Annotated in this window: 17 protein-coding genes and 1 pseudogene; 9 read left to right on the forward strand and 9 right to left on the reverse strand. The window is 71.6% G+C overall.

The genetic code is table 11. The annotated features are described in order from the left end of the window. Positions 1–539, forward strand: a pseudogene (locus AB0442_RS37900) (transposase); the annotation flags it as partial. A 29-nt stretch (positions 540–568) separates the two neighbouring features. On the opposite strand, the gene AB0442_RS37905 reads toward AB0442_RS37900, so the two are convergent. From AB0442_RS37905 to AB0442_RS37930, 6 genes are all read right to left on the reverse strand, one after another. Further along, on the reverse strand, positions 569–1,441 hold the full coding sequence (locus AB0442_RS37905; protein ID WP_366168088.1) for a DUF1206 domain-containing protein: 873 nt from the start codon (positions 1,439–1,441) through the stop codon (positions 569–571). Positions 1,442–1,795: 354 nt separating this feature from the next. Next, the gene (locus AB0442_RS37910) at positions 1,796–2,395 is read right to left on the reverse strand and encodes an alkaline shock response membrane anchor protein AmaP (RefSeq protein ID WP_366168089.1); all 600 of its coding nucleotides are present in this window, start codon (positions 2,393–2,395) and stop codon (positions 1,796–1,798) included. Positions 2,396–2,449: 54 nt separating this feature from the next. After that, entirely contained in the window at positions 2,450–3,097 is a 648-nt protein-coding gene (locus AB0442_RS37915; RefSeq protein ID WP_366168090.1) for a DUF6286 domain-containing protein, read from the reverse strand. 91 nt (positions 3,098–3,188) lie between these two features. Continuing rightward, the gene (locus tag AB0442_RS37920; RefSeq protein ID WP_366168091.1) at positions 3,189–3,548 is read right to left on the reverse strand and encodes a hypothetical protein; all 360 of its coding nucleotides are present in this window, start codon (positions 3,546–3,548) and stop codon (positions 3,189–3,191) included. Further along, positions 3,545–3,730, reverse strand: coding sequence for a hypothetical protein (locus AB0442_RS37925; RefSeq protein ID WP_366168092.1), 186 nt, complete (start codon positions 3,728–3,730; stop codon positions 3,545–3,547). The genes AB0442_RS37920 and AB0442_RS37925 overlap by 4 nt, the downstream gene beginning before the upstream one ends. 90 nt (positions 3,731–3,820) lie before the next feature. Next, a complete protein-coding gene (locus AB0442_RS37930) occupies positions 3,821–4,291 on the reverse strand; it encodes an Asp23/Gls24 family envelope stress response protein (RefSeq protein ID WP_366168093.1) in 471 nt (156 codons plus the stop codon). Between the two features lie 158 nt (positions 4,292–4,449). On the opposite strand from AB0442_RS37930, the gene AB0442_RS37935 reads away from it, so the two are divergent. After that, positions 4,450–5,127, forward strand: a complete 678-nt coding sequence (locus AB0442_RS37935) for an RNA polymerase sigma factor (protein ID WP_366168094.1) — start codon at positions 4,450–4,452, stop codon at positions 5,125–5,127. Between the two features lie 125 nt (positions 5,128–5,252). Here AB0442_RS37935 and AB0442_RS37940 read toward each other — a convergent pair whose 3' ends face one another. Beyond that, a complete protein-coding gene (locus tag AB0442_RS37940; RefSeq protein ID WP_366168095.1) occupies positions 5,253–5,624 on the reverse strand; it encodes a hypothetical protein in 372 nt (123 codons plus the stop codon). 283 nt (positions 5,625–5,907) lie between these two features. Between AB0442_RS37940 and AB0442_RS37945 the strand changes: the two genes are divergently transcribed. From AB0442_RS37945 to AB0442_RS37955, 3 genes are all read left to right on the forward strand, one after another. Further along, on the forward strand, positions 5,908–6,420 hold the full coding sequence (locus AB0442_RS37945) for a hypothetical protein (RefSeq protein WP_366168096.1): 513 nt from the start codon (positions 5,908–5,910) through the stop codon (positions 6,418–6,420). A 72-nt stretch (positions 6,421–6,492) separates the two neighbouring features. Beyond that, positions 6,493–6,816 (forward strand): hypothetical protein, encoded by a 324-nt coding sequence (locus tag AB0442_RS37950; RefSeq protein ID WP_366168097.1) that lies wholly within the window; start codon positions 6,493–6,495, stop codon positions 6,814–6,816. A 119-nt stretch (positions 6,817–6,935) separates the two neighbouring features. Further along, positions 6,936–7,580: a hemolysin III family protein gene (locus AB0442_RS37955; protein ID WP_366168102.1), complete on the forward strand. Its 645-nt coding sequence runs from the start codon at positions 6,936–6,938 to the stop codon at positions 7,578–7,580. A gap of 572 nt (positions 7,581–8,152) precedes the next feature. Here the strand turns inward: AB0442_RS37955 and AB0442_RS37960 are convergent. Beyond that, complete coding sequence (locus AB0442_RS37960; RefSeq protein WP_366168103.1) at positions 8,153–8,449, reverse strand: MerR family transcriptional regulator; 297 nt, start codon at positions 8,447–8,449, stop codon at positions 8,153–8,155. 1,434 nt (positions 8,450–9,883) lie between these two features. On the opposite strand from AB0442_RS37960, the gene AB0442_RS37965 reads away from it, so the two are divergent. The 4 genes from AB0442_RS37965 (at position 9,884) to AB0442_RS37980 (ending at position 17,806) form a co-directional block, all read left to right on the forward strand. Continuing rightward, positions 9,884–10,555: a universal stress protein gene (locus tag AB0442_RS37965; protein WP_366168098.1), complete on the forward strand. Its 672-nt coding sequence runs from the start codon at positions 9,884–9,886 to the stop codon at positions 10,553–10,555. Next, positions 10,552–13,491 (forward strand): cation-transporting P-type ATPase, encoded by a 2,940-nt coding sequence (locus tag AB0442_RS37970; RefSeq protein ID WP_366168099.1) that lies wholly within the window; start codon positions 10,552–10,554, stop codon positions 13,489–13,491. The genes AB0442_RS37965 and AB0442_RS37970 overlap by 4 nt, the downstream gene beginning before the upstream one ends. A gap of 1,119 nt (positions 13,492–14,610) precedes the next feature. After that, positions 14,611–16,995 (forward strand): phosphoketolase family protein, encoded by a 2,385-nt coding sequence (locus tag AB0442_RS37975; RefSeq protein ID WP_366168100.1) that lies wholly within the window; start codon positions 14,611–14,613, stop codon positions 16,993–16,995. A gap of 478 nt (positions 16,996–17,473) precedes the next feature. Further along, entirely contained in the window at positions 17,474–17,806 is a 333-nt protein-coding gene (locus AB0442_RS37980) for an SPFH domain-containing protein (protein ID WP_366168104.1), read from the forward strand. Here the strand turns inward: AB0442_RS37980 and AB0442_RS37985 are convergent. Further along, positions 17,803–18,087 carry a zinc ribbon domain-containing protein gene (locus AB0442_RS37985; protein WP_366168101.1) on the reverse strand — a complete coding sequence of 95 codons (285 nt, stop codon included), beginning with the start codon at positions 18,085–18,087 and terminating at the stop codon, positions 17,803–17,805. The genes AB0442_RS37980 and AB0442_RS37985 overlap by 4 nt on opposite strands. Between the last annotated feature and the right edge of the window lie 381 nt (positions 18,088–18,468).

The following is an 18,468-nucleotide window of genomic DNA, read 5'->3' on the forward strand; positions in this document are numbered from 1 at the left end:
CTTGCCACGAGGGTGAACTGCCCATTGTCGAAGCCACTTTGGTACATCTTTCGGTGGAGTACCTGCCCGGAAACCGGGACCCGAAGCCGTTCTGGTTGTGGCATTCGGATCCCGACGCCAACGCGCACGACGTCGACCGGCTCTGGCGGATCTTCCTGCGGCGTTTCGACCTGGAACACACGTTCCGCTTCCTCAAGCAGACCCTCGGCCTGACTCGGCCGCGGCTCCGCCGCCCCGATCAGGCGGACCGGTGGGCCTGGTTGGTCCTGGCGGCGTACACGCAGCTCCGCCTCGCCAGACCCCTCGCCCAGGACCTCCGCCGGCCCTGGGAGAAACCCCTCGACTCCGACCGGCTCACCCCGGGTCGGGTCCGCCGCGGCTATCGCCGGATCCGGCGGATCGTCGGCACTCCCGCAAACCCGCCGAAAGCCACCTGCCCCGGCCCCGGCCCCGGCCGGCCGAAAGGCCGCCCCACCAGCCCCACACCACGCCACCCCGTCGGCAAGAACCGGCAGAAAAAGGACAACCCCTCGGCCTGAACGCCGAGGGGCAACCTTTAAATTCAAGCTTATCGCGTGGGCGGTTCTGATTGTTCAGGAGTTTTGTGCCAGCGGGCTTCGCAGAAGGAGTAGAGGCCGAACAGCAGGAAGCCGATCGCTGCGGCGATCAGCAGCACGGGCCCGGCGGGTGTGTCCGCGAACGAGCGCAGCGTCTCGTCCAGGCCCTTGGCCTTGCTGGGGTCGAACTTCACGGCGGCCAGGAGGATGAACAGGCCGGCTACCGCCGCGGTGGCGCCGCACGCCACGCCGCCGATGATGCCCAGCAGCGCGACGGCCCGCCGCGTTCGCGGGCTCATGTCATCTGTCTGGAGATCCTCCTCGAACTTCCGCATCACGGCGCGCACCGCCATCACCACGCCCACGATGACCAGGACGGCTCCGACCGCGCCGACCAGGAGCCGGCCGCCTGGCCACTCCAGCACCCTGGCGGTGTACTCCTTGGACGTCTCGTTGCCGGACCGGCTCCCGGAGGAGCCGCCGACCAGGACGCTCTGCACCACGCCGACGCTGATGACCGCGTAGAACACCGCCAGCAGCAGAGAGCCCAGGCGTCTGGTCCACTTGTTGCCGCCCGGCACCGATGATCCGAACGCGGCCTCGGACAGCCGCCACAGCGCCATCGCCGCCAGCCCCACCACCAGCGCCCACAGCAGCACGCGGCCGAACGGCTGCTCGCCGATGGTCCGTACCGCACCGGACCTGTCGGCCTCGGTACCGCTACCTGCGCCGAACCCGATCCGCACGGCCAGGACCCCCACCAGCACATTGATCACTCCCCGGGCGCAGAGCCCGACCCTGGCCACGACACTCATGGCATGGCTGTCGGCCAGGCGCCGCCCCTGCGACCTGGCCCCTGCGGTACCGCTGTTCTTGACGGTCATACGCGACACCTCCTCGTGCCGGACCAAGCCCGCCGACGTACCGCGCGTCATCGGCAACACCCGACACTTGGCGCCCACCCGGCGGGCGCTCTGCCGGGGTTGGGCCGGCCAGGCAGAGTGGAGTGCTCGGTGCTGGAAGGCACCCGCCAGGTCGACCGTACGGCGCGGCCGGAGGCTACCCACGGGCCCGGGGAGCCGTTCACCGCCCCGTCGTACCCGGCTGTGTCACGGGCGCAGCCGGGCGGTGTAGAGGCTGGGGCGGGCAGGTGTCGGCATGTCTGAGCGTCGTAATGACCTTCGACGGGGTGCTCTCGCTCCGGCTTGCCCGGTGTTGCCGTGACCTGGTCATCGCGGTCATTCGGCGCGGTGGGGCCGGTGGGAGGCGACGCGCAGCGTGGCCCGGGCAGGGAGTTGCTCCCATCCGGTGCTCTGGCGGGCGCGGTGCAGGGTGCTCTCCAGGGCGTGGAGAACGTCGCGGGGGTTGGCGTCCGGATCGAGGGTGAGGTCGAGGGTGGCCTGGGGGCGGTGGGTGTGACCGGTCAGGCGGGCGTGCGCCTTGTGGACCCCGGGGAGTCGGGCGGTGTCGGCGGCCAGGACGTCGGCGAGGGCGCTGTCGTGCAGTTCGACGCCGTCGCAGGGCGGGTTGCCGACCGGCAGGCGTCCGGGGTGCCGGTGGCGCAGTTGTGCCAGCAGCCACCACAGGGCCAGGGCGGCGACGACGGTCAGGGCGGCGATGACGGTCGGCCACCACCAGTCCGTGTCCGTCCAGCGGGTGCGGTCTTGGGTCGACAGGAGGACGTCGTGCGGGCCGGTGAGGGGCCAGTCGGTGGGCGGATCGAGACTCCAGCGCCGGTAGAGGTCCAGGGCACCGGTCAGCACGAGCAGGCCACCGCCGAGCAGGACCAGGCCCGCGACGGCCAGCAGGGTCCGGTTGAGGACGGAGTGAGAGTTCATCAGGTCGTCTCCTGTGGCGATGGGCCCGAGGTCGTTGTCGCTGCGGCAGCACGGTCACGGGCCGCGCCGGCGGGCCCGGACGGTGAGCCGGGGTACTCGGGCGAGAGCGAGGTCGTCGAGCTGCGCTGTCAGTGCTTCGGTGACCTCGGTGCGCACCGTGTCCAGGTCGCGGAAGGCGACCTGGGCGCGGGCGTTGATCCGGCGCCGGCGCACCCTGATGTCGGCGTGGGAGACGCCCGGCACCCGCAGGGCGGCATCGCGCAGCAGTCGTGCGGCGCCGTCGCGGTCGAGGGCTGCCTGTGGGCCGCCGGAGTCGTCGGTGGCAGCCATGGGCAGGAGGTGTCGGCGACCGGGGGTGAGTGCCAGGATGATCAGCCACAGGCCCAGGGCGGCGGCCAGGGCCGCGCCGGTGATGACCCACGGGTCGTCGATGGGGCGGGTGGCGAGTTCGTCGGCGAGGGTTTTGCGCCAGGCGGCGGCGGTGTGGCCGGTGCGCACCCGGACCACGTCGAACAGCAGGAACGCAGCGGCGACCAGGACGAGGACGGCTGTTGCCGTGGCGGGAACCCTGCGCTCGGACCACCAGCGCCGGGCTGCACGGCTGCGGTCGGTGTCGGCCGTGGGTTTGCGGGGCGGTGCGTCGCCGGGCGGGTTTCCTGACGCGGGTTCGGGGTCGGAGACGGCCGGGTGCTGGTGTGTCATGCCGGCTCTCCTTGGAATCTGGGCGGTGGGCGGGCGGATGTCCCGGCGGTGTTCCGCGGGGAGGGCTCGGTGAGGGGGTGTGGGGTGCGGGTCAGTGCACGCGGCCGACGCGGCCGTCGCTGCCCTCGGCAATGAGGCGGCGGATCGCGAGGGCGACCTCGGCGACCTCGAGTCCGGTCAGGTAGCCCACGCGCCGGGTCACCTGGCGTTGCAGCTCGCGGGAGGCCGCGGCGAGGTCGATCGGGTAGGGCAGCTCGACGGCCAGCCTGATACGGGCGGAGCCGCCGTGGACGTGCGCCGACGCGTCGGGGGTCGGCGGTGCGGGCCGCGCGGGGCGGTACGGCTGCGCGGCGAGGGCCTCCCGGCCGGCCCGCGCGGCGATCCTAGCCACCACGCGGTCCGGGATGACGGTGGCGCCGCGCTCGCGCGCCGCGACGGGTTGCGGGGTCATCGGCGCCGGTCCTCGAATCGGGGCCGACGCCACTCCCGGACGTCCTCGCCCTCCAGGAAGCGACCGACGACGAGGCCGACCACGCCGAGGACGAGGACCAGGAGAAAGGCCCAGAAACCGCCGAAGTACCCGGCGAATCCCAGCGCCATTCCCGCGAGCAGACCGAGTGCGGCTGTGCTCATCTCACATGCTCCTTCTTCGGTGTCGCCCGGGCCTCCCCGGTCACGCTGCAGCGTCCCGACAGCGACGGTGCGGGGCCAGGCGACTGCGGGTCAGGCGACGCGGCTCTCGGTGTCGTCGTCCTCGTCGGGGAGATGGACGTCGTCGACGGCGATGTTCACCTCCACGACCTCCAGGCCGGTCAGGCGCTCCACCGCCGAGATGACACTGACGCGGACGTCGCCCGCCAGATCGGTGATGGGGACGCCGTACTCGACGACGACGACGAGGTCGACGGCGGCCTGGCGCTCGCCCACCTCGACCTTCACTCCGCCCCTGACGCTCGCCCGTCCCCCGCCCGGAACGCGCTCGCGTACCGCGCCCATGGTGCGGGACATCCCGGCTCCCAGGGCGTGGATACCGGGAACGTCCCGCGCGGCGGTGCCCACGATCTTCTCCACGACGCTGTCCGCGATGGTCGTCTTCCCCCGGTCCTCGGGCACCCGGTCCGCGCCGGTGGGACCTTGCAGGCGGTCCTCCGGGCGTCCGTCGCCTTGCGGGAAACTGCTGGACGTGTCCGTCATGGCAGGCCTCCTTGACCTCACCCCGGTGCGAGCCCAGCCGGGCCCGCTACCCAGTTGGACGCCGCCCGCAGGAAATCCTCACGCCCTTGGCATAACTGTCCGGATAGCGGACAGGCGAGAGGAGGAGGGGCACACGGCATCGGCGACCGGACGCCACGATGAGCACAGCACAGACCCACACCACCGCCGGCTTCCACGCGCGGTCTACCCCGCCCCACGCCCGGCGCGACCGCCCGGCCGCGCCCCGGGGCTTCCCGCCCCCGTCCACCGCGACCCGCCCGGATCGCACCACCCCGGTCAGCGACCGGCTCCTCGCGGTCCGCGCGGCGGAAGGCGACGACGACGCCTTCGCCGTCCTGGTGGACCGCCACAGCGCCGTCCTCCTGGGCCTCGCCCATCACCTCACCGGCAACCGGCAGGACGCCGAGGACATGGTCCAGGAGTCCCTCCTCAGCGCGTGGAGGCGACTGCCGGGCTTCCGGGGCGACGCCGCGTTCCGCACCTGGCTCTACCGCATCGTCACCAACCGCTGCCTCAGCCTCCTGCGCAGCCGCCCCCTGCCCGCCGTCCCCCTCGACGTCCAGCCCGAACCCGCAGCCCTGCCCGGACTCGGAGCCCCCGAACAGGTGGCCGAGGTCCGCGCCGCAACGCGTGCACTCGCCCGCGCACTGGCCACCGTCGACCCCGACCAGCGGGCATGCTGGATCCTGCGCGAACTGCACGACATGCACTACAGCGACATCGCACGGACCCTCGGCGTCAGCGAACAGACGGTGCGCGGCAGGCTGTTCCGCGCACGCCGGTCCCTGGTGGAGGCGATGGACCCATGGCGCTAGAACACCGGCCGCCCCGCGCAGCCGACCAGACATTGACCGGGCCCGGCAACAGCCGGACCCCGGACCGTCCCGATGACCCCGACGACGCCCGCAAGGAACACCTCCTGAGTGAGGCCACCGAGGCCCTACGCGCCCAGGGATCCATCGGGAGCACGGCCCTGCCCGGGCGAGTCATGCGCGCGGTACGGGCCGAACACCGACGAGGACGACGACTCTCCCGTGGCGACCCCGCCCACGGACATCACATCGACGAGAACACCGCTGCCAAAGCGTTGCGCCGCGCCGCCGACACCGCCGGCACGGCCCGGGCCGGCAGCTGCCGCCTCACACCCGTCGCCGACGGCCGGACCATCCACGCGACCATGACCCTGACGGCCGACCCGTCCCACCCACTGCTCGCCCAGGCCGACCAGGTCCGACAAGCCGTCCTGCACAACGCACGACACACCCTGGGGCTCGCCGTCACACGTGTCGACATCACCATCGACGACCTCCATCCCCCGAAGGCACCCCCCTGCCCTGACCGCGATGCCATGTGCCACGACGGGAAGTGACGAATCCGGATCTTTTACCACGGCGTAGGTGCGGTATCAACGGCCAGTTTGATGGCCGCCGTCAGTGCAGCCGAGCCAGATGTGCACCGTCATCGTCGGCCACGTCCTGGCTGAGTACCCGTCCAAGGTGGCCGGGGTGGCGTTCGGCCGGCGCCGCCAGGCCGCGCACGTACGTCCGTGGATGCGCGGTCGGGTCCAGAGGCCCCGGCCGCGCGACCGGCGGTCAGTGTTTGAAGACATCCTTCGTCTTCGCGGCGGGCGGCGGCGCCCTTCATCCTTCAACCGCCTCACCGTCGACTCCGCCGACCCTGATTGGACCGCCCGACTGCGCGCCGTCGCCCACCGCTTCCGGGCACTCGCCCTGGCCCACCCGAACGTCGTGCCGCTCCTGGTCACCCGCCCCCTCGCCACCCACTGGCCCTGCGCCCCCGGGTACGCTTCGTCCCCTCGAAGCCATCCTCACCCTGCTCCCCCGCGCCGGCTTCAGCGGCCCAACGCACTGCCCATCTACCGCGCCCTGTTCAGGCTCCTGAACGGCCCCGTCCTCGACGAACTCCAGGAACTCGTCGACGACCCCGACGAGACCGACGACCTGCTGCGCCTGGGACTCCACCGGCTGCCGATCGGCGAATTCCTCCTTCAGCGCTCCCTCGCCACCCACGGCGGCACCGCCGCACTCGAATGCGGCCTCCACATCCTCCTCACCGGCCTCACCACCGCCCTCACCCCACACCCGTAGTGTCGCCGCTTCGTGAAAACTGACCCCCGGGCGATCCTTGGGTTCTAACGCTTGTCGCAACGTTCCTTGATCATGACGGGTGTGTTGATGGCGAGGCGGGGACCCAAGCGCAGGCTCGATGTCGAGGCGGAGTACTGGCGCCTGCTGCAGTCCGGGGTGGGCACGGTCGAGGCGTGCAAGCAGCTCGGGATCGGCAGGAAGACCGGCTACCGATGGCGGGCGGAGAACGGCGGCCTGCCGCGCGATCTGCTGCACGAGGCGGTCTGTGCTGGTGCCGATCGGCCTCGAAGCCGATTTCGGGGAGCAGGCGTGGGCGATGTCGTCCAGCACCATGCGAATCGTCCCGGGGCGGCGCCGGCCGGATTCTTCCGCCGGTTTCCTAAAATGAGCGCGTGATCGGCGAAGATGCCCAGCCACCGGCACACGGACGGGATCCCGAGCCTAGCTCCGGCACCTTCTGCACCCCCGCAGTCGACGCACCTGCCGGACAGGCAGCCCGCTACCCGGACGGCGGCGTGGAGCACGCGGCGGCTGCACCGAGGCCGAGAATGCGCGGCTGGCTGCATGCCGGCGTGTTCCCCCTTTCGCTGGCCGGCGGCACCGTCCTGATCGCCCTCTCACGCCGATCTCCCGCAGCGGCAGCCTGCGCGGTGTACGCGTTGTCGGCCTGCCTGCTGTTCGCCACCAGCGCCGTCTACCACCGGAAAACATGGGGTCCGCGCGGGGAGGCGGTCCTGCGGCGGCTGGACCACGCGAACATCTTCCTGATCATCGCCGGCACCTACACCCCGCTGGCGGTGCTGCTGCTACCCGCGCGCCAGCAGGTGATGCTGCTGACCGCGGTGTGGGCGGGCGCCCTGGCCGGTATCACCTTCCGCACGCTGTGGATCGGGGCGCCCCGGTGGCTGTACACCACCTGCTACGTCGCCCTGGGCTGGCTAGCGGTCTTCTACCTGCCCGACTTCGCACGCACCGGCGGTACCGCGGTCGTCGTCCTCGTCATCACCGGCGGCCTCCTCTACACCGCGGGCGCCGTCGTCTACGGACTCCAACGCCCCGACCCTTCACCGTCCTGGTTCGGCTTCCACGAGGTCTTCCACGCCCTCACCATCGCCGCCTTCATCGCGCACTACACGGCCATCCTCCTGGCATCCACATGACGGGTGTCCCGGGCGCGTGCAGAAACAACAGCACCCGGGACAGACCCCTCACGGGCGGCGGCGGGTTCGGCTGGCCCACCGTCATCCACTCCCTGGCCACCCGCACCGAGACCGTTACGCACAGCGGGGCGGCGAGGAGATTCACGTCCTCCTGCCCTGGCAGGACACCGCACGCGCCCGCCTGCCCAGGTAAGCGGAACAGAAATCCACTCCGGGGCGCGGCGGGCTGGGGAGGTGTCCATCCCACCACCCTGCGCGGCCTGTAGGTGTGGTCCGCTCATGGTGATCGAGGGCATCGGGTTCGGGGAAAGGCGGTCAGCGCGCGTTGGCGTGCACCGTCGCAAGTGGCCCGGTAGCGTCGTGATCAGAGCAGTCGTGGTTCCGAGCCGTTCGCCCGCGGTCGTATGCCCGCGGGCGTTCTGCTTGTCCAACATCAGGGGGAACTTCAATCCCGACCACCCTGCCGGCCTCGTTCCGGGCACACGAGTGCCGGACGGTCGGGGGTCGCCGGGGCGGGGCATCGGTGGCGCCATGGTCGCCCCCCGCCGATCCCCCTGCCGGCGTCCGCGGGGTCAGTTCGTGTCGCGCCGCTGGTCGGCGGTGGGCTCCCGGCTGTGCTGGGAGCGGCGGAGTTGTTCGTTGAGGCGCAGGGCCTCCTCGAGTTGGTCCTCGAGGATGATGATGCGGCAGGCGGCTTCGATGGGGGTGCCCTGGTCGACGAGGTCGCGGGCGCGCATGGCGATGCGCAGTTGGTAGCGGGAGTAGCGGCGGTGGCCGCCGTCGGAGCGCAGTGGGGTGATGAGGCGGTGTTCGCCGAGGGCTCGTAGGAAGCCGGGGGTGGTGCCGGTCATCTCGGCGGCGCGGCCCATGGTGTAGGCGGGGTAGTCGTCGTCGTCGAGTTTGTCGGGTGTGTCGGGGCTGGTCGTGGTCGTCACTGCACCTCTCTGGTTCTCGGGAGAACGCATCGAGGGGCCCCGGCGCCGTGTCGGCTCCGGGGCCCCGAAGGGGATACAACACCATCTACCGGCCTGGGCCGGTCCTTGGGTTCCGCACCACCCCTGGGTTGGGAGTGTGCGGGGATCGCGTGTGCGTGACCGGAAACCACCGTCCTTCGTGTCCTTGAGGGAGGTCTGCGGTGTCCGCCCGGACGAAAAACTGCCACCTCACGGGCCGGGCGATCCTGATGGTGCCTGTGCCCTCCGTTCATCCTCTGTACTGACCTGTCACTTTTCGTACCGCTGATACTGCACCTGCTGGTCGGTGGCCGTAACGGCCCATCCCGTCCGGCAGCCTGGCTTCCCGGCCGTACCGCACCTGCGGTGACCTGGAACCTCACTGTCCGGACCCCCTCGGCACGCGCGCCCGCAGCCTGAGCGCCTTTGCCGAGGTCCTGCCTGTCTCGCGACTGCTGGTAGTGCGCACTGCTCGGTACCGCTGGTCGGCGGCCCCTGATGCCTGCGGGCCGCCCGGTCCGGCAGTCAACCCCGTCGCCGTCCTGCAACTGCCTGGCTTCGGTGCTCCACTGCCGGACCGAACTGCGAACTTCTGTCCAACAACCCGGCCAGTTCGTGTCTGCCCGGTATCGCCGACTGCTGTCTACGAGAGAAACGCTAACCCCGCCCGCGGCCAATGTCTACTCCGGCGAGCATAGATTTTTCGATTCCGGCGGAGGAGGTAGTCTCCCGCCGTGCGGTGGCGACACTCCCCGGGCAACCGCCCACCGCGCAGCCGCCGAGGAACGAACGGCCAGCGCGCAGGAGGCGACAGTGGACGACCCGGCGCCCGGAGCACCAGGGAGGGGTTCGAGACGGACAGCCGGCCCTGATCGAGGCGACCACCGAGGCCGTTCGCGACGGGGACGACCGGACCATCCGCCGGCTGCTGACGCGCTTCGCCGAACTGCCCGCCATCGCCGACCTCTATACCCCTGCGCGAGGCGCTCAACCCCGGACTGGCCCCCGCGCCGTGCACACCTGAACCGCCCCGCCCTCCTCCACGGCCAGCCCTCCGTCAAGCATGGGCCGCGGCTGACCATGCACGAGACCGTAAAGGCGGAACCGGTCCCGGGCGGTCGAATCGGTCCCCGCCGTGCAAGACCACCTCGCCTCGTTTCGGTCCCCTCCCACGCCGCCCCCTTGCCGCCAGCGAAGTCCTCCGGAGGCTCATCGGGGGCGGATTCACCCGACCGTGGGCACTCGGCCGTCGCCTTGGGGCCGCTCGGCCCTGCACCCCCGTGTCGTGCGGGCCTACGGTACGAACAAGGGCCCACGATTCGGGCCGCCGGGATCACCGGTGGAGGAGCCATGGCGTCCGCCAGCATTCACCGTCCGCTCGTACTCGGCGTGGACGCCAGGGGCCCTGGTCGGCTCTCGACGGCCAGGGACTCCGACGGGGCGAATCGCCGCGAGCTGCCCGTGCCGGTGGTCAGTGCCTTCCCAGAGCCGGGCTGTGATCTGCATGGCTTCGAGAAGCGTTACCGCGAGGAACTCCGCACCAACGGACGCCAGATGTCCAACACGGCTGCAGGGTTCGCAGGCGAGCGGCACCCCGACCTGGAGGTGGAAGGCACCCTGATGGACGGCGCCCCGTCGTCGGCCGCTGCGGTCGACGTCGCCTTCGACCTTGCGGCCCGGCGGGGAGCAGCTCTGCGCGCCATCTGGGTGTGGCAGTCGCCGCTGGTCGCCCGGGTCGACGAACATGCGGCCGTCCAGACGCTGAGGAGGCTGCCGACCGAGACCACTGCCGGTGATGCCGACGGGCGGCCCGATGTGAGATTGACCCACGAGGTGATCCGCGGCCATCCGGTGGAGGAACCGGCCAAGGCCTCGGAGCACGCGCTCGCCGTCGTGGTCGGGCGTCGCGGGCATGGCGGATTCACCGGTATGCGGTTCGGTTCCGTGTCGCACGGCCTCCTGCATCACGCCCACTGTCCGTCCGTCACCGTGCCCCGGCCGGCCTGCGAGCCGAGCGCATGAGGTCCGACGGTCCGGACACTGCGCGACAGGCCGCGCTCCAGGAGCCCGGCCTCCGCGACACTCCCGACCCGCGCGAGCCGGTCGCCCTGCTCTTCCGGGACCTGCGCACCTCCGGCCGAGGCCTGCCGGACCGCGAGGCGGCCCGCCGTCTGGCCGTGTACGGCCCCAACACCCTCGCCCGCCGCGGCGGCCGGCGCTGGCCCCGCGAGCTCGCGCAGCAGTTCACCCACCCACTCGCCCTGCTTCTGGCGCTCGCGGCGGTCCTCGCCTTCGTCAGCGGGGCGCCGGCGCTGGCCGTGGCGATCGTGGCCGTGATCCTGCTGAATGCCATGCTCGCCTTCGCCCAGGAGCAGCAGGCGGAGAACGCGGTGGAGGCGCTGGCCTCCTTCCTGCCGGAGCAGGCGACCGTGGTGCGCGAGGGCGTGCGGCAGGAGGTGGCGGCCATGTCACTGGTCCCCGGGGATGTGCTGGTGGTCGAGGAGGGCGAGCGGATCTCCGCCGACGCCCGGTTGCTGTCCGGGGGTGTGGAGGTGGACCTCTCGGCGCTGACGGGTGAGTCGGTGCCGGTGTTCCGCTCGGCGGAGCTGGTGGACATCGAGGGATCGCTGCTGGATGCCCGTGACCTGCTGTTCTCCGGGACGGCCTGTACCGGTGGACAGGCCCAGGCAGTGGTCACCGCCACCGGGATGCACACGGAGCTGGGCAGGATCGCGGCGCTGAGCCAGCGCACACGGCGTGAGGAGAGCCCGCTGGAGCACCAGGTCAAGCGGGCCGCCCGGCTGATCGCACTGGTCGCGATCGGCGTGGGTCTGGCCTTCCTGCCGATCGGCCTCGCCGCCGGGCTGTCGCTGGCCGCCGCGGTGAGCTTCGCGATCGGTCTGCTCGTCGCCAATGTGCCCGAGGGGCTGCTTCCGACCATCACGCTGTCGCTGGCCTCCGGTGTCCGCGACCTGGCCCGGCGCGGAGCTGTGGTCAAGCGCCTTTCCGCCGTCGAGACGCTCGGTTCCACCACGGTCGTCTGTACCGACAAGACGGGGACGCTGACCGAGAACCGGATGCTGGCCACGGCGGTCTGGACGCCGCACGGCGAGCATGCCGTCGACGCCCCGGTGGATCCGCCGCCGGAGGTCCGGCTGCTCGCCGCGACGGCGGCAGCGTGTACGACGGCCCACCCGGGCGTCGGGCACGGCGACCCCACCGAACTTGCCTTGCTCGATCTGGCCGGCCGGCTCGACGTGGCGTGCCCACCCGAGCAGCGCGACCTCGACCGGCGGGCGCTGTTCCGGTTCGATCCCCGGATCAAGCTGATGACGACGGCGGATTCCGAGGACGGCACGGTCGTCCTGCACACCAAGGGCGCACCCGAGGAAGTTCTCGCCCACGCCGGCCGGCTGCTCGACGACGGTTCGCAGCGGCCTCTCACACCGGCCGACCGGGCCGAGGTGGTCCATGCCGTCGGCACCCTGGCCGCCCGGGGTCTGCGGGTACTCGCGGTGGCCCGGCGACCCCTGCCACCCGGCCAGGCGCCCCCCGAGCGGCGTGAGGAGGCCGAGCGGAACCTGTGTCTGATCGGTCTGATCGCGATGGCGGACCCGGCCCGGCCCGAGGTCGCCGGCGCCATCACGCTCGCGCACCGCGCCGAGATCACGGTCCACGTCGTCACCGGTGACAACGGCCTGACCGCCGCCGCCATCGCCGGTCAGGTCGGCATCGGCCACCGCGGTTCCCGGATCGTCACCGGCACCGAACTGACGGCCATGGGCGACCGGGAACTGGACACCCTGCTCGCCCGCGGCGAGGAGGTGATCTTCGCCCGCACCTCCCCCGAGGCCAAGCTCCGGATCGCCGACGCCCTGCGGGCCGCGGGCAACACCGTCGCGATGACCGGCGACGGGGTCAACGACGCGCCCGCCCTGCGGCGCGCCGACATCGGCGTCGCCATGGGACGCTCCGGCACCGACGTGGCCCGCGAGTCCGCCACCATGGTGCTCACCGACGACAACTTCGCCACGATCATCGCGGCCGTCGAGGCCGGCCGGCGGACGTACGACAACATCCGCAAGTTCATCGTCTACATCTTCGCCCACGCCGTTCCCGAGGTGGTGCCGTTCCTGGTCTTCGCCCTCGCGGGCGGCGCCGTCCCGCTCCCGCTCACGGTGATGCAGATCCTGGCCGTCGACCTCGGCACCGACACCCTCCCCGCGCTCGCGCTCGGCCGCGAACGCGCCGAACCCGGGCTGATGGACCGGCCACCCCGTCCGCGCGGCGAGAAGGTGATCCAGCGCTCGATGCTGGCCCGGGCCTGGGGCTTCCTGGGCCTGATCTCGGCCTGCCTGGTGATGGGCGGCTTCCTGCTCACCCTGACCCTCGGCGGCTGGCACCCCGGCGATGCGACCGGCCCCGGCACCGCCCTGCACCTGGCGTACCAGCAGGCCACGACGGTCACCTGGCTCGGCATCGTCGCCTGCCAGATCGGCACCGCCTTCGCCGCCCGCACCGAGCGCGCCTCGCTGCGCTCCATCGGCGTCCTCAGCAACCGCCATCTGCTCGTCGGCACCGGCTTCTCACTCATGTTCGCCGCCGTGATCGTCTACCTCCCGCCGCTGCACCGAGTGTTCGGCACCGCCGCGCTCAGTCCCGCCCAGCTGGCGATCGTGGCACCGTTCCCCTTCGTCGTCTGGGGCGCGGACGAGCTGCGCAGAGCGCTGGTACGGCGCCGTACGGCCGCGCCCGTGACACCTGTGCCCATCGCGCCCGGGCCGCCTCGGCCCCCCGCCGAGGTCTACGGGCATCATCCGGTCGCCGTCCTGCTCGCCCGCCACGGCTGGAGCGCCCACCAGCTCCATCGCGCGCTGGGCGTCACCGAGCGCGCCGCCGAGGAGAGCGTCGCCCGTGCCCACCAGATCGCTGCCGGGCACGGCCGTCGGACGCTTTGACCCGGTAGGGCCGGTCCGAGTGCGGTCGAACGCCATTGCCGGTCCGGTCGACGGTGAGGCCGACGGCGCGGGTCGAGCAGGAGATGCACGGCCCCGTGAGCCGGCGGCCGTCCGGTCCCACCAGCAGTCCGACGGGGCCCGGACGGCCCTGTCAGGGGCGCCGAGGCAGACGGACAGTCTGACCGGGCTGGTCAGCCGCCGCGACCTCCTCCAGGTGTTCCTCCGGGACGCCCCGGCAATCCGGCAGGACACCTCGGGTGGAGGTCGGGCAACGCAGTGTCGTGCTCAGCGGTGTCGTCGAGCCCCGAACCTCGTGCCGATCGTGTCGCGTCCGCGCCGGGCCGCGGGCGGCGTCGCGTCGGTCACCGACCGTACCGGACGGGCATCCGAGCAGATATCTATCTCCGACGACCGGCGGGACACCGGAACCAGGAGGCCTGTCATGCGACCCACGCCTGAAGAAGGACACCTCGTCGTCGTCTCGTGCCTGACGACCGGGCCGAAGGAGGACATCGTGGAAGGCCCGATCGTCGTCGGGTTCGGCGGATCATCGGAGAGTCCGGCCGCCATCGACTCGGCGGGCCACGAAGCCGTACGGCCCCGGCTGCCCCCGGGGCCGGTCCAGGCCTGGCCTTGGGCTCAGCCCTCCGTACGCGGCGGCGAGGAGGCCGGGCGGTGTCGGCAGCGGCTGATCGACCAAGAGGTCGCCCAGGGTGGCGGTGCCCGGGACCGAGGTGTCGGCCTCCACGTGCCGGACGACGGGGCCGCCGTGCCGGAAACGGCCGCGAAGAACGCCTCGATATTGGTGCCGGGCTCGCGGGTCCCGGCGCGCTCCGGGGGTTCCTGATCGGATCGGTCAGCCGGCAGGTCCTCAGTCAGGCCGACTGCCGGGTGGCGCAGGTGCGGGCGTGAGACGCCGCGCAACGGCCGGATCCGTGGACAAGTACCAGGCGCTCGCGAACGTGTCGGATCCGGAGCGGGATGTTCGGCCCACGGGACGGTGTGATGGCCCGATCGGCCCTGTCTCCGGGGCTCGCCGAAGAGGACGCTATAGGACGGAGCGGAGCCTCTACGTAGCCGCTGCGTGGGGTCACCCGGTCATCCGAGGAGGTCGCATCCATGCACGAGTCCGAGCCTTCCGGCATCGCCCCGCTGTCCGAGGAGGAGCTGCGGGAACTGGACGCCCACTGGAGGGCCGCCAACTACCTGGCGGTGGGTCAGATCTACCTGCTCGGCAACGCGCTGCTGCGCGAGCCGCTGCTCCCCGAGCACATCAAGCCCCGTCTGCTCGGCCATTGGGGCGCCTCCCCCGGTCTGAACCTGGTCCACACCCACGTCAACCGGGTGGTCAAGCAGCGCGACCTGGATGCGATCTGCATCTGGGGCCCCGGCCACGGCGGGCCGGCCGTCCTGGCCAACTCCTGGCTGGAGGGCAGTTACACCGACGCCTACCCGGACGTCACCCGCGACGCCGACGGGATGGCGCGGCTGTTCCGGCAGTTCTCCTTCCCCGGCGGGGTGCCCAGCCACGTCGCCCCCGAGACCCCCGGCTCGATCCACGAGGGCGGCGAGCTGGGCTACTCACTCTCCCACGCCTACGGCGCCGCGCTGGACAACCCCGGGCTGTTGGTCGCCTGCGTGGTCGGCGACGGCGAGGCGGAGACCGGGCCGCTGGCCACCGCCTGGCACGGCAACAAGTTCCTCGACCCGGTGCACGACGGCGCCGTCCTGCCGATCCTGCACCTCAACGGCTACAAGATCGCCAACCCGGCCGTCCTCGCCCGGCTCCCCGAGGACGAACTGGACGCCCTGCTGCGCGGCTACGGCCACGACCCGATCCACGTCACCGGCGACGACCCGCTGGCGGTCCACCGGCTGATGGCCCACGCGATGGACACCGCCGTCGACCGGATCACCGCCTTCCAGCAGGCCGCCCGCACCGAGGGCGACACCAGCCGCGCACACTGGCCCGTGATCGTGCTGCGCACCCCCAAGGGCTGGACCGGACCGGCCGTCGTGGACGGCAAGCCGGTCGAGGGCACCTGGCGGGCCCACCAGGTCCCGCTGAACCAGGTCCGCGACAACCCCGAGCGCCTCGCCCAGCTCTCGGACTGGCTGCGCTCATACCGCCCCGAGGACCTCTTCGACGAGCACGGCCGACCGACCCCGCAGGTCCTCGCCTGCGTCCCCGACGGACAGCGCCGGATCGGCTCCAACCCCCACGCCAACGGCGGCCGGCTGCTGCACGCGCTCCCGATCCCGCCGCTGGAGCACTACGCCGTCCCCGTCGACAAACCCGGCTCCACCCTGCACGAGCCCACCAGGGTCCTGGGTGACCTGCTGGCGCAGGTCATGGCGGACACCGCCGAGCGCCGCGACTTCCGGATCGTCGGCCCGGACGAAACCGCCTCCAACCGGCTCCAGGCCGTCTACACCGCCACCGGCAAGGCCTGGCAGGCCGAACTGCTGGACTCCGACGAACACCTCACCCGGGACGGCCGGGTCATGGAGATCCTCTCCGAACACACCTGCCAGGGCTGGCTGGAGGGCTACCTGCTGACCGGCCGACACGGCCTGTTCTCCTGCTACGAGGCGTTCGTCCACATCGTCGACTCGATGGTCAGCCAGCACATCAAGTGGCTGCGCACCACCCGGCGGATCCCCTGGCGCGCACCGATCGCCTCCCTCAACTACCTGCTCACCTCGCACGTCTGGCGCCAGGACCACAACGGCTTCTCCCACCAGGACCCCGGCTTCGTCGACCACGTCCTCAACAAGAGCCCCGAGGCCGTCCGGGTCTACTTCCCGCCGGACGCCAACACCCTGCTCGCCGTCGCCGACCACGTGCTCCGCAGCAGGGACTACGTCAACGTCGTGGTGGCCGGCAAGCAGCCCTGCTTCGACTGGCTGACCCTGGAGGAGGCCCGGACGCACTGCTCGCGCGGTGCCGGCATCTGGCCCTGGGCCGGCACCGACGACGGCAGCCGGGAGCCCGACGTCGTGCTCGCATGTGCCGGCGACGTCCCCACCCAGGAGGTCCTGGCCGCCTCCGACCTGCTGCGCGAGCACCTGCCGGAGCTGGCCGTACGAGTCGTCAACGTGGTCGACATCGCCCGCCTGATGCCCGCCGAGGAGCACCCGCACGGCATGCCCGACCGGGAATTCGACGCACTCTTCACCCGCGACCGCCCGGTGATCTTCGCCTACCACGGCTACCCCTGGCTGATCCACCGCCTCGCCTACCGCCGCGCCGTCCACCCGCAGGTGCACGTACGCGGCTACAAGGAGTCCGGCACCACCACCACGCCCTTCGACATGGTCGTCCGCAACGACCTCGACCGCTACCGCCTGGTCATGGACGTCATCGACCGTGTCCCCGGTCTCTCCGTGCGCGCCGCCGCCGTCCGCCAGCGGATGGCCGACGTCAGGATCCGTCACGAGGCGTGGATCCGTGAGCACGGTGCCGACCTGCCCGAGGTCGTCGACTGGACCTGGCACCGTTGACCTCAGCGGACCCACACTCGGAGTGCGGCTCCGGACGATCGATCGAGGCAAGAACCGGGGCGGGAATCTCCCTGGCCTCTGGCGGGCCGCCGGCGCGAAGGCCGCCGGTCTGGAAGTTCCCGGTCAACGGCCTTTCCGCCCGCTGCCGGGGCGGCAGGATTCGCCCCTGCGACCCCTTGCCCCCAGCACCTGCACCCGCGCCCGTACCCGGGTGGGCCGTCGCGAGGGCATCAGGCCCGTTCGGCCCTGTCACTCGCACCGGATGCGGTTAAGGCTCGCGGTAGGGCCGAAGACCGGTCCCGCGCCTCCCGGTCGCTCTGCTCGCGGCGACGCGTTCCCGGAACTGGCTGTTGCCGCAGGTCCGCAGTCGAGGGGAGCCGAAATGACCGCCGTGATCGCAGTCGTGGTGGCGCTCGTCATCCTGGTCCTGATCGGGCTCGCGATGTCGATTCGCATCGTCCGCTAGTACGAGAAGGGGATCGTCTTCCGGTTCGGCCGGATCATCGGAGCACGCGACCCAGGACTGCGCCTGATCATCCCGTTCGCCGACGTCATGCACCACATCTCACTGCGGATCGTCACCATGCCGATCCAGTCCCAGGGCATCATCACCCGCGACAACGTCAGCGTCGACGTCTCCGCCGTCGCCTACTTCCGCGTCGTGGACGCCATCAAGTCGGTCATCGCCATCGAGAACGTGAGCTCCGCGATCAACCAGATCGCCCAGACGACCCTACGCAAGGTCGTCGGCCGGCACACCCTGGACGAGACCCTCTCCGAGACCGACCGCTTGACTTCCTCCCCGCGCTAAGGCACGGGGATTCCGGCCGTGCGTGCCGCGCGGGGGCTTCGCCCCGGGCGTGTGCGCGTCGCCGGTGGTTGGCGCTTCACAGACCGGCCGGTGCCGAGGTCTCCACGCCCTGACACCGCATGCCCTGCGGCGTTGAGGATGTTCTTCGCGGCGTTCACGTCGGCGTGGTCCTGGTGCCCGCAGACGGTGCACGCGAAGACCGCTTGGCTCTTGCGGTTCTTCGGGTCCACGTGCGTGCAGGCGTGGCAGGTCTGCGACGTGTACGCCGGGTCGACCAGCACGATCGTCGTGCCGGTGGTGCGCGTTGCGGAGCGCGCGTTCGAGCATGTGCCATCCCTTGTCCAGGACGGCCCGGTTCAGCCCGGCCTTGGCACGGACGTTGCGGCCGGGCCGCTCGACGGTGCCGGCCGCCGAAGCGGTCATGTTGCGGGTGCGGAGATCCTCCAGCACCACCACCGCATGCCGGGTGGCCAGGATCTGGGCGGTCTGCGCGCAGAAGTCCGCGCGGCGGTCGCGGACACGCCCGGCGATGGCGTTGATCTTCGCCAGCACAGCCCTGCGCCGGTTACGACTTGGTGCGCGATTGAGGGTGGGGCGTGTCGGCCTGGAGGGTTCGGCTGGTGATCTTCAGCGCTCCGCGCAGCGGTCGGAGACCAGGCCCG

Source organism: Kitasatospora sp. NPDC085895 (assembly GCF_040702125.1).
Taxonomy (GTDB): Bacteria; Actinomycetota; Actinomycetes; order Streptomycetales; family Streptomycetaceae; genus Kitasatospora; species Kitasatospora arboriphila.

Excerpts from the sequence above, each read along its gene's own strand:
- AB0442_RS37965 (WP_366168098.1), top strand. The coding sequence starts at position 9,884 with ATGGCGTCCGCCAGCATTCACCGTCCGCTCGTACTCGGCGTGGACGCC.
- AB0442_RS37905 (WP_366168088.1), bottom strand. The coding sequence starts at position 1,441 with ATGACCGTCAAGAACAGCGGTACCGCAGGGGCCAGGTCGCAGGGGCGG.
- AB0442_RS37975 (WP_366168100.1), top strand. The coding sequence starts at position 14,611 with ATGCACGAGTCCGAGCCTTCCGGCATCGCCCCGCTGTCCGAGGAGGAG.
- AB0442_RS37915 (WP_366168090.1), bottom strand. The coding sequence starts at position 3,097 with ATGACACACCAGCACCCGGCCGTCTCCGACCCCGAACCCGCGTCAGGA.
- AB0442_RS37960 (WP_366168103.1), bottom strand. The coding sequence starts at position 8,449 with ATGGGCCGCGCCGCCGAGATGACCGGCACCACCCCCGGCTTCCTACGA.
- AB0442_RS37925 (WP_366168092.1), bottom strand. The coding sequence starts at position 3,730 with ATGAGCACAGCCGCACTCGGTCTGCTCGCGGGAATGGCGCTGGGATTC.
- AB0442_RS37930 (WP_366168093.1), bottom strand. The coding sequence starts at position 4,291 with ATGACGGACACGTCCAGCAGTTTCCCGCAAGGCGACGGACGCCCGGAG.
- AB0442_RS37920 (WP_366168091.1), bottom strand. The coding sequence starts at position 3,548 with ATGACCCCGCAACCCGTCGCGGCGCGCGAGCGCGGCGCCACCGTCATC.
- AB0442_RS37935 (WP_366168094.1), top strand. The coding sequence starts at position 4,450 with ATGAGCACAGCACAGACCCACACCACCGCCGGCTTCCACGCGCGGTCT.
- AB0442_RS37950 (WP_366168097.1), top strand. The coding sequence starts at position 6,493 with ATGACGGGTGTGTTGATGGCGAGGCGGGGACCCAAGCGCAGGCTCGAT.
- AB0442_RS37940 (WP_366168095.1), bottom strand. The coding sequence starts at position 5,624 with ATGGAGGTCGTCGATGGTGATGTCGACACGTGTGACGGCGAGCCCCAG.
- AB0442_RS37970 (WP_366168099.1), top strand. The coding sequence starts at position 10,552 with ATGAGGTCCGACGGTCCGGACACTGCGCGACAGGCCGCGCTCCAGGAG.
- AB0442_RS37910 (WP_366168089.1), bottom strand. The coding sequence starts at position 2,395 with ATGAACTCTCACTCCGTCCTCAACCGGACCCTGCTGGCCGTCGCGGGC.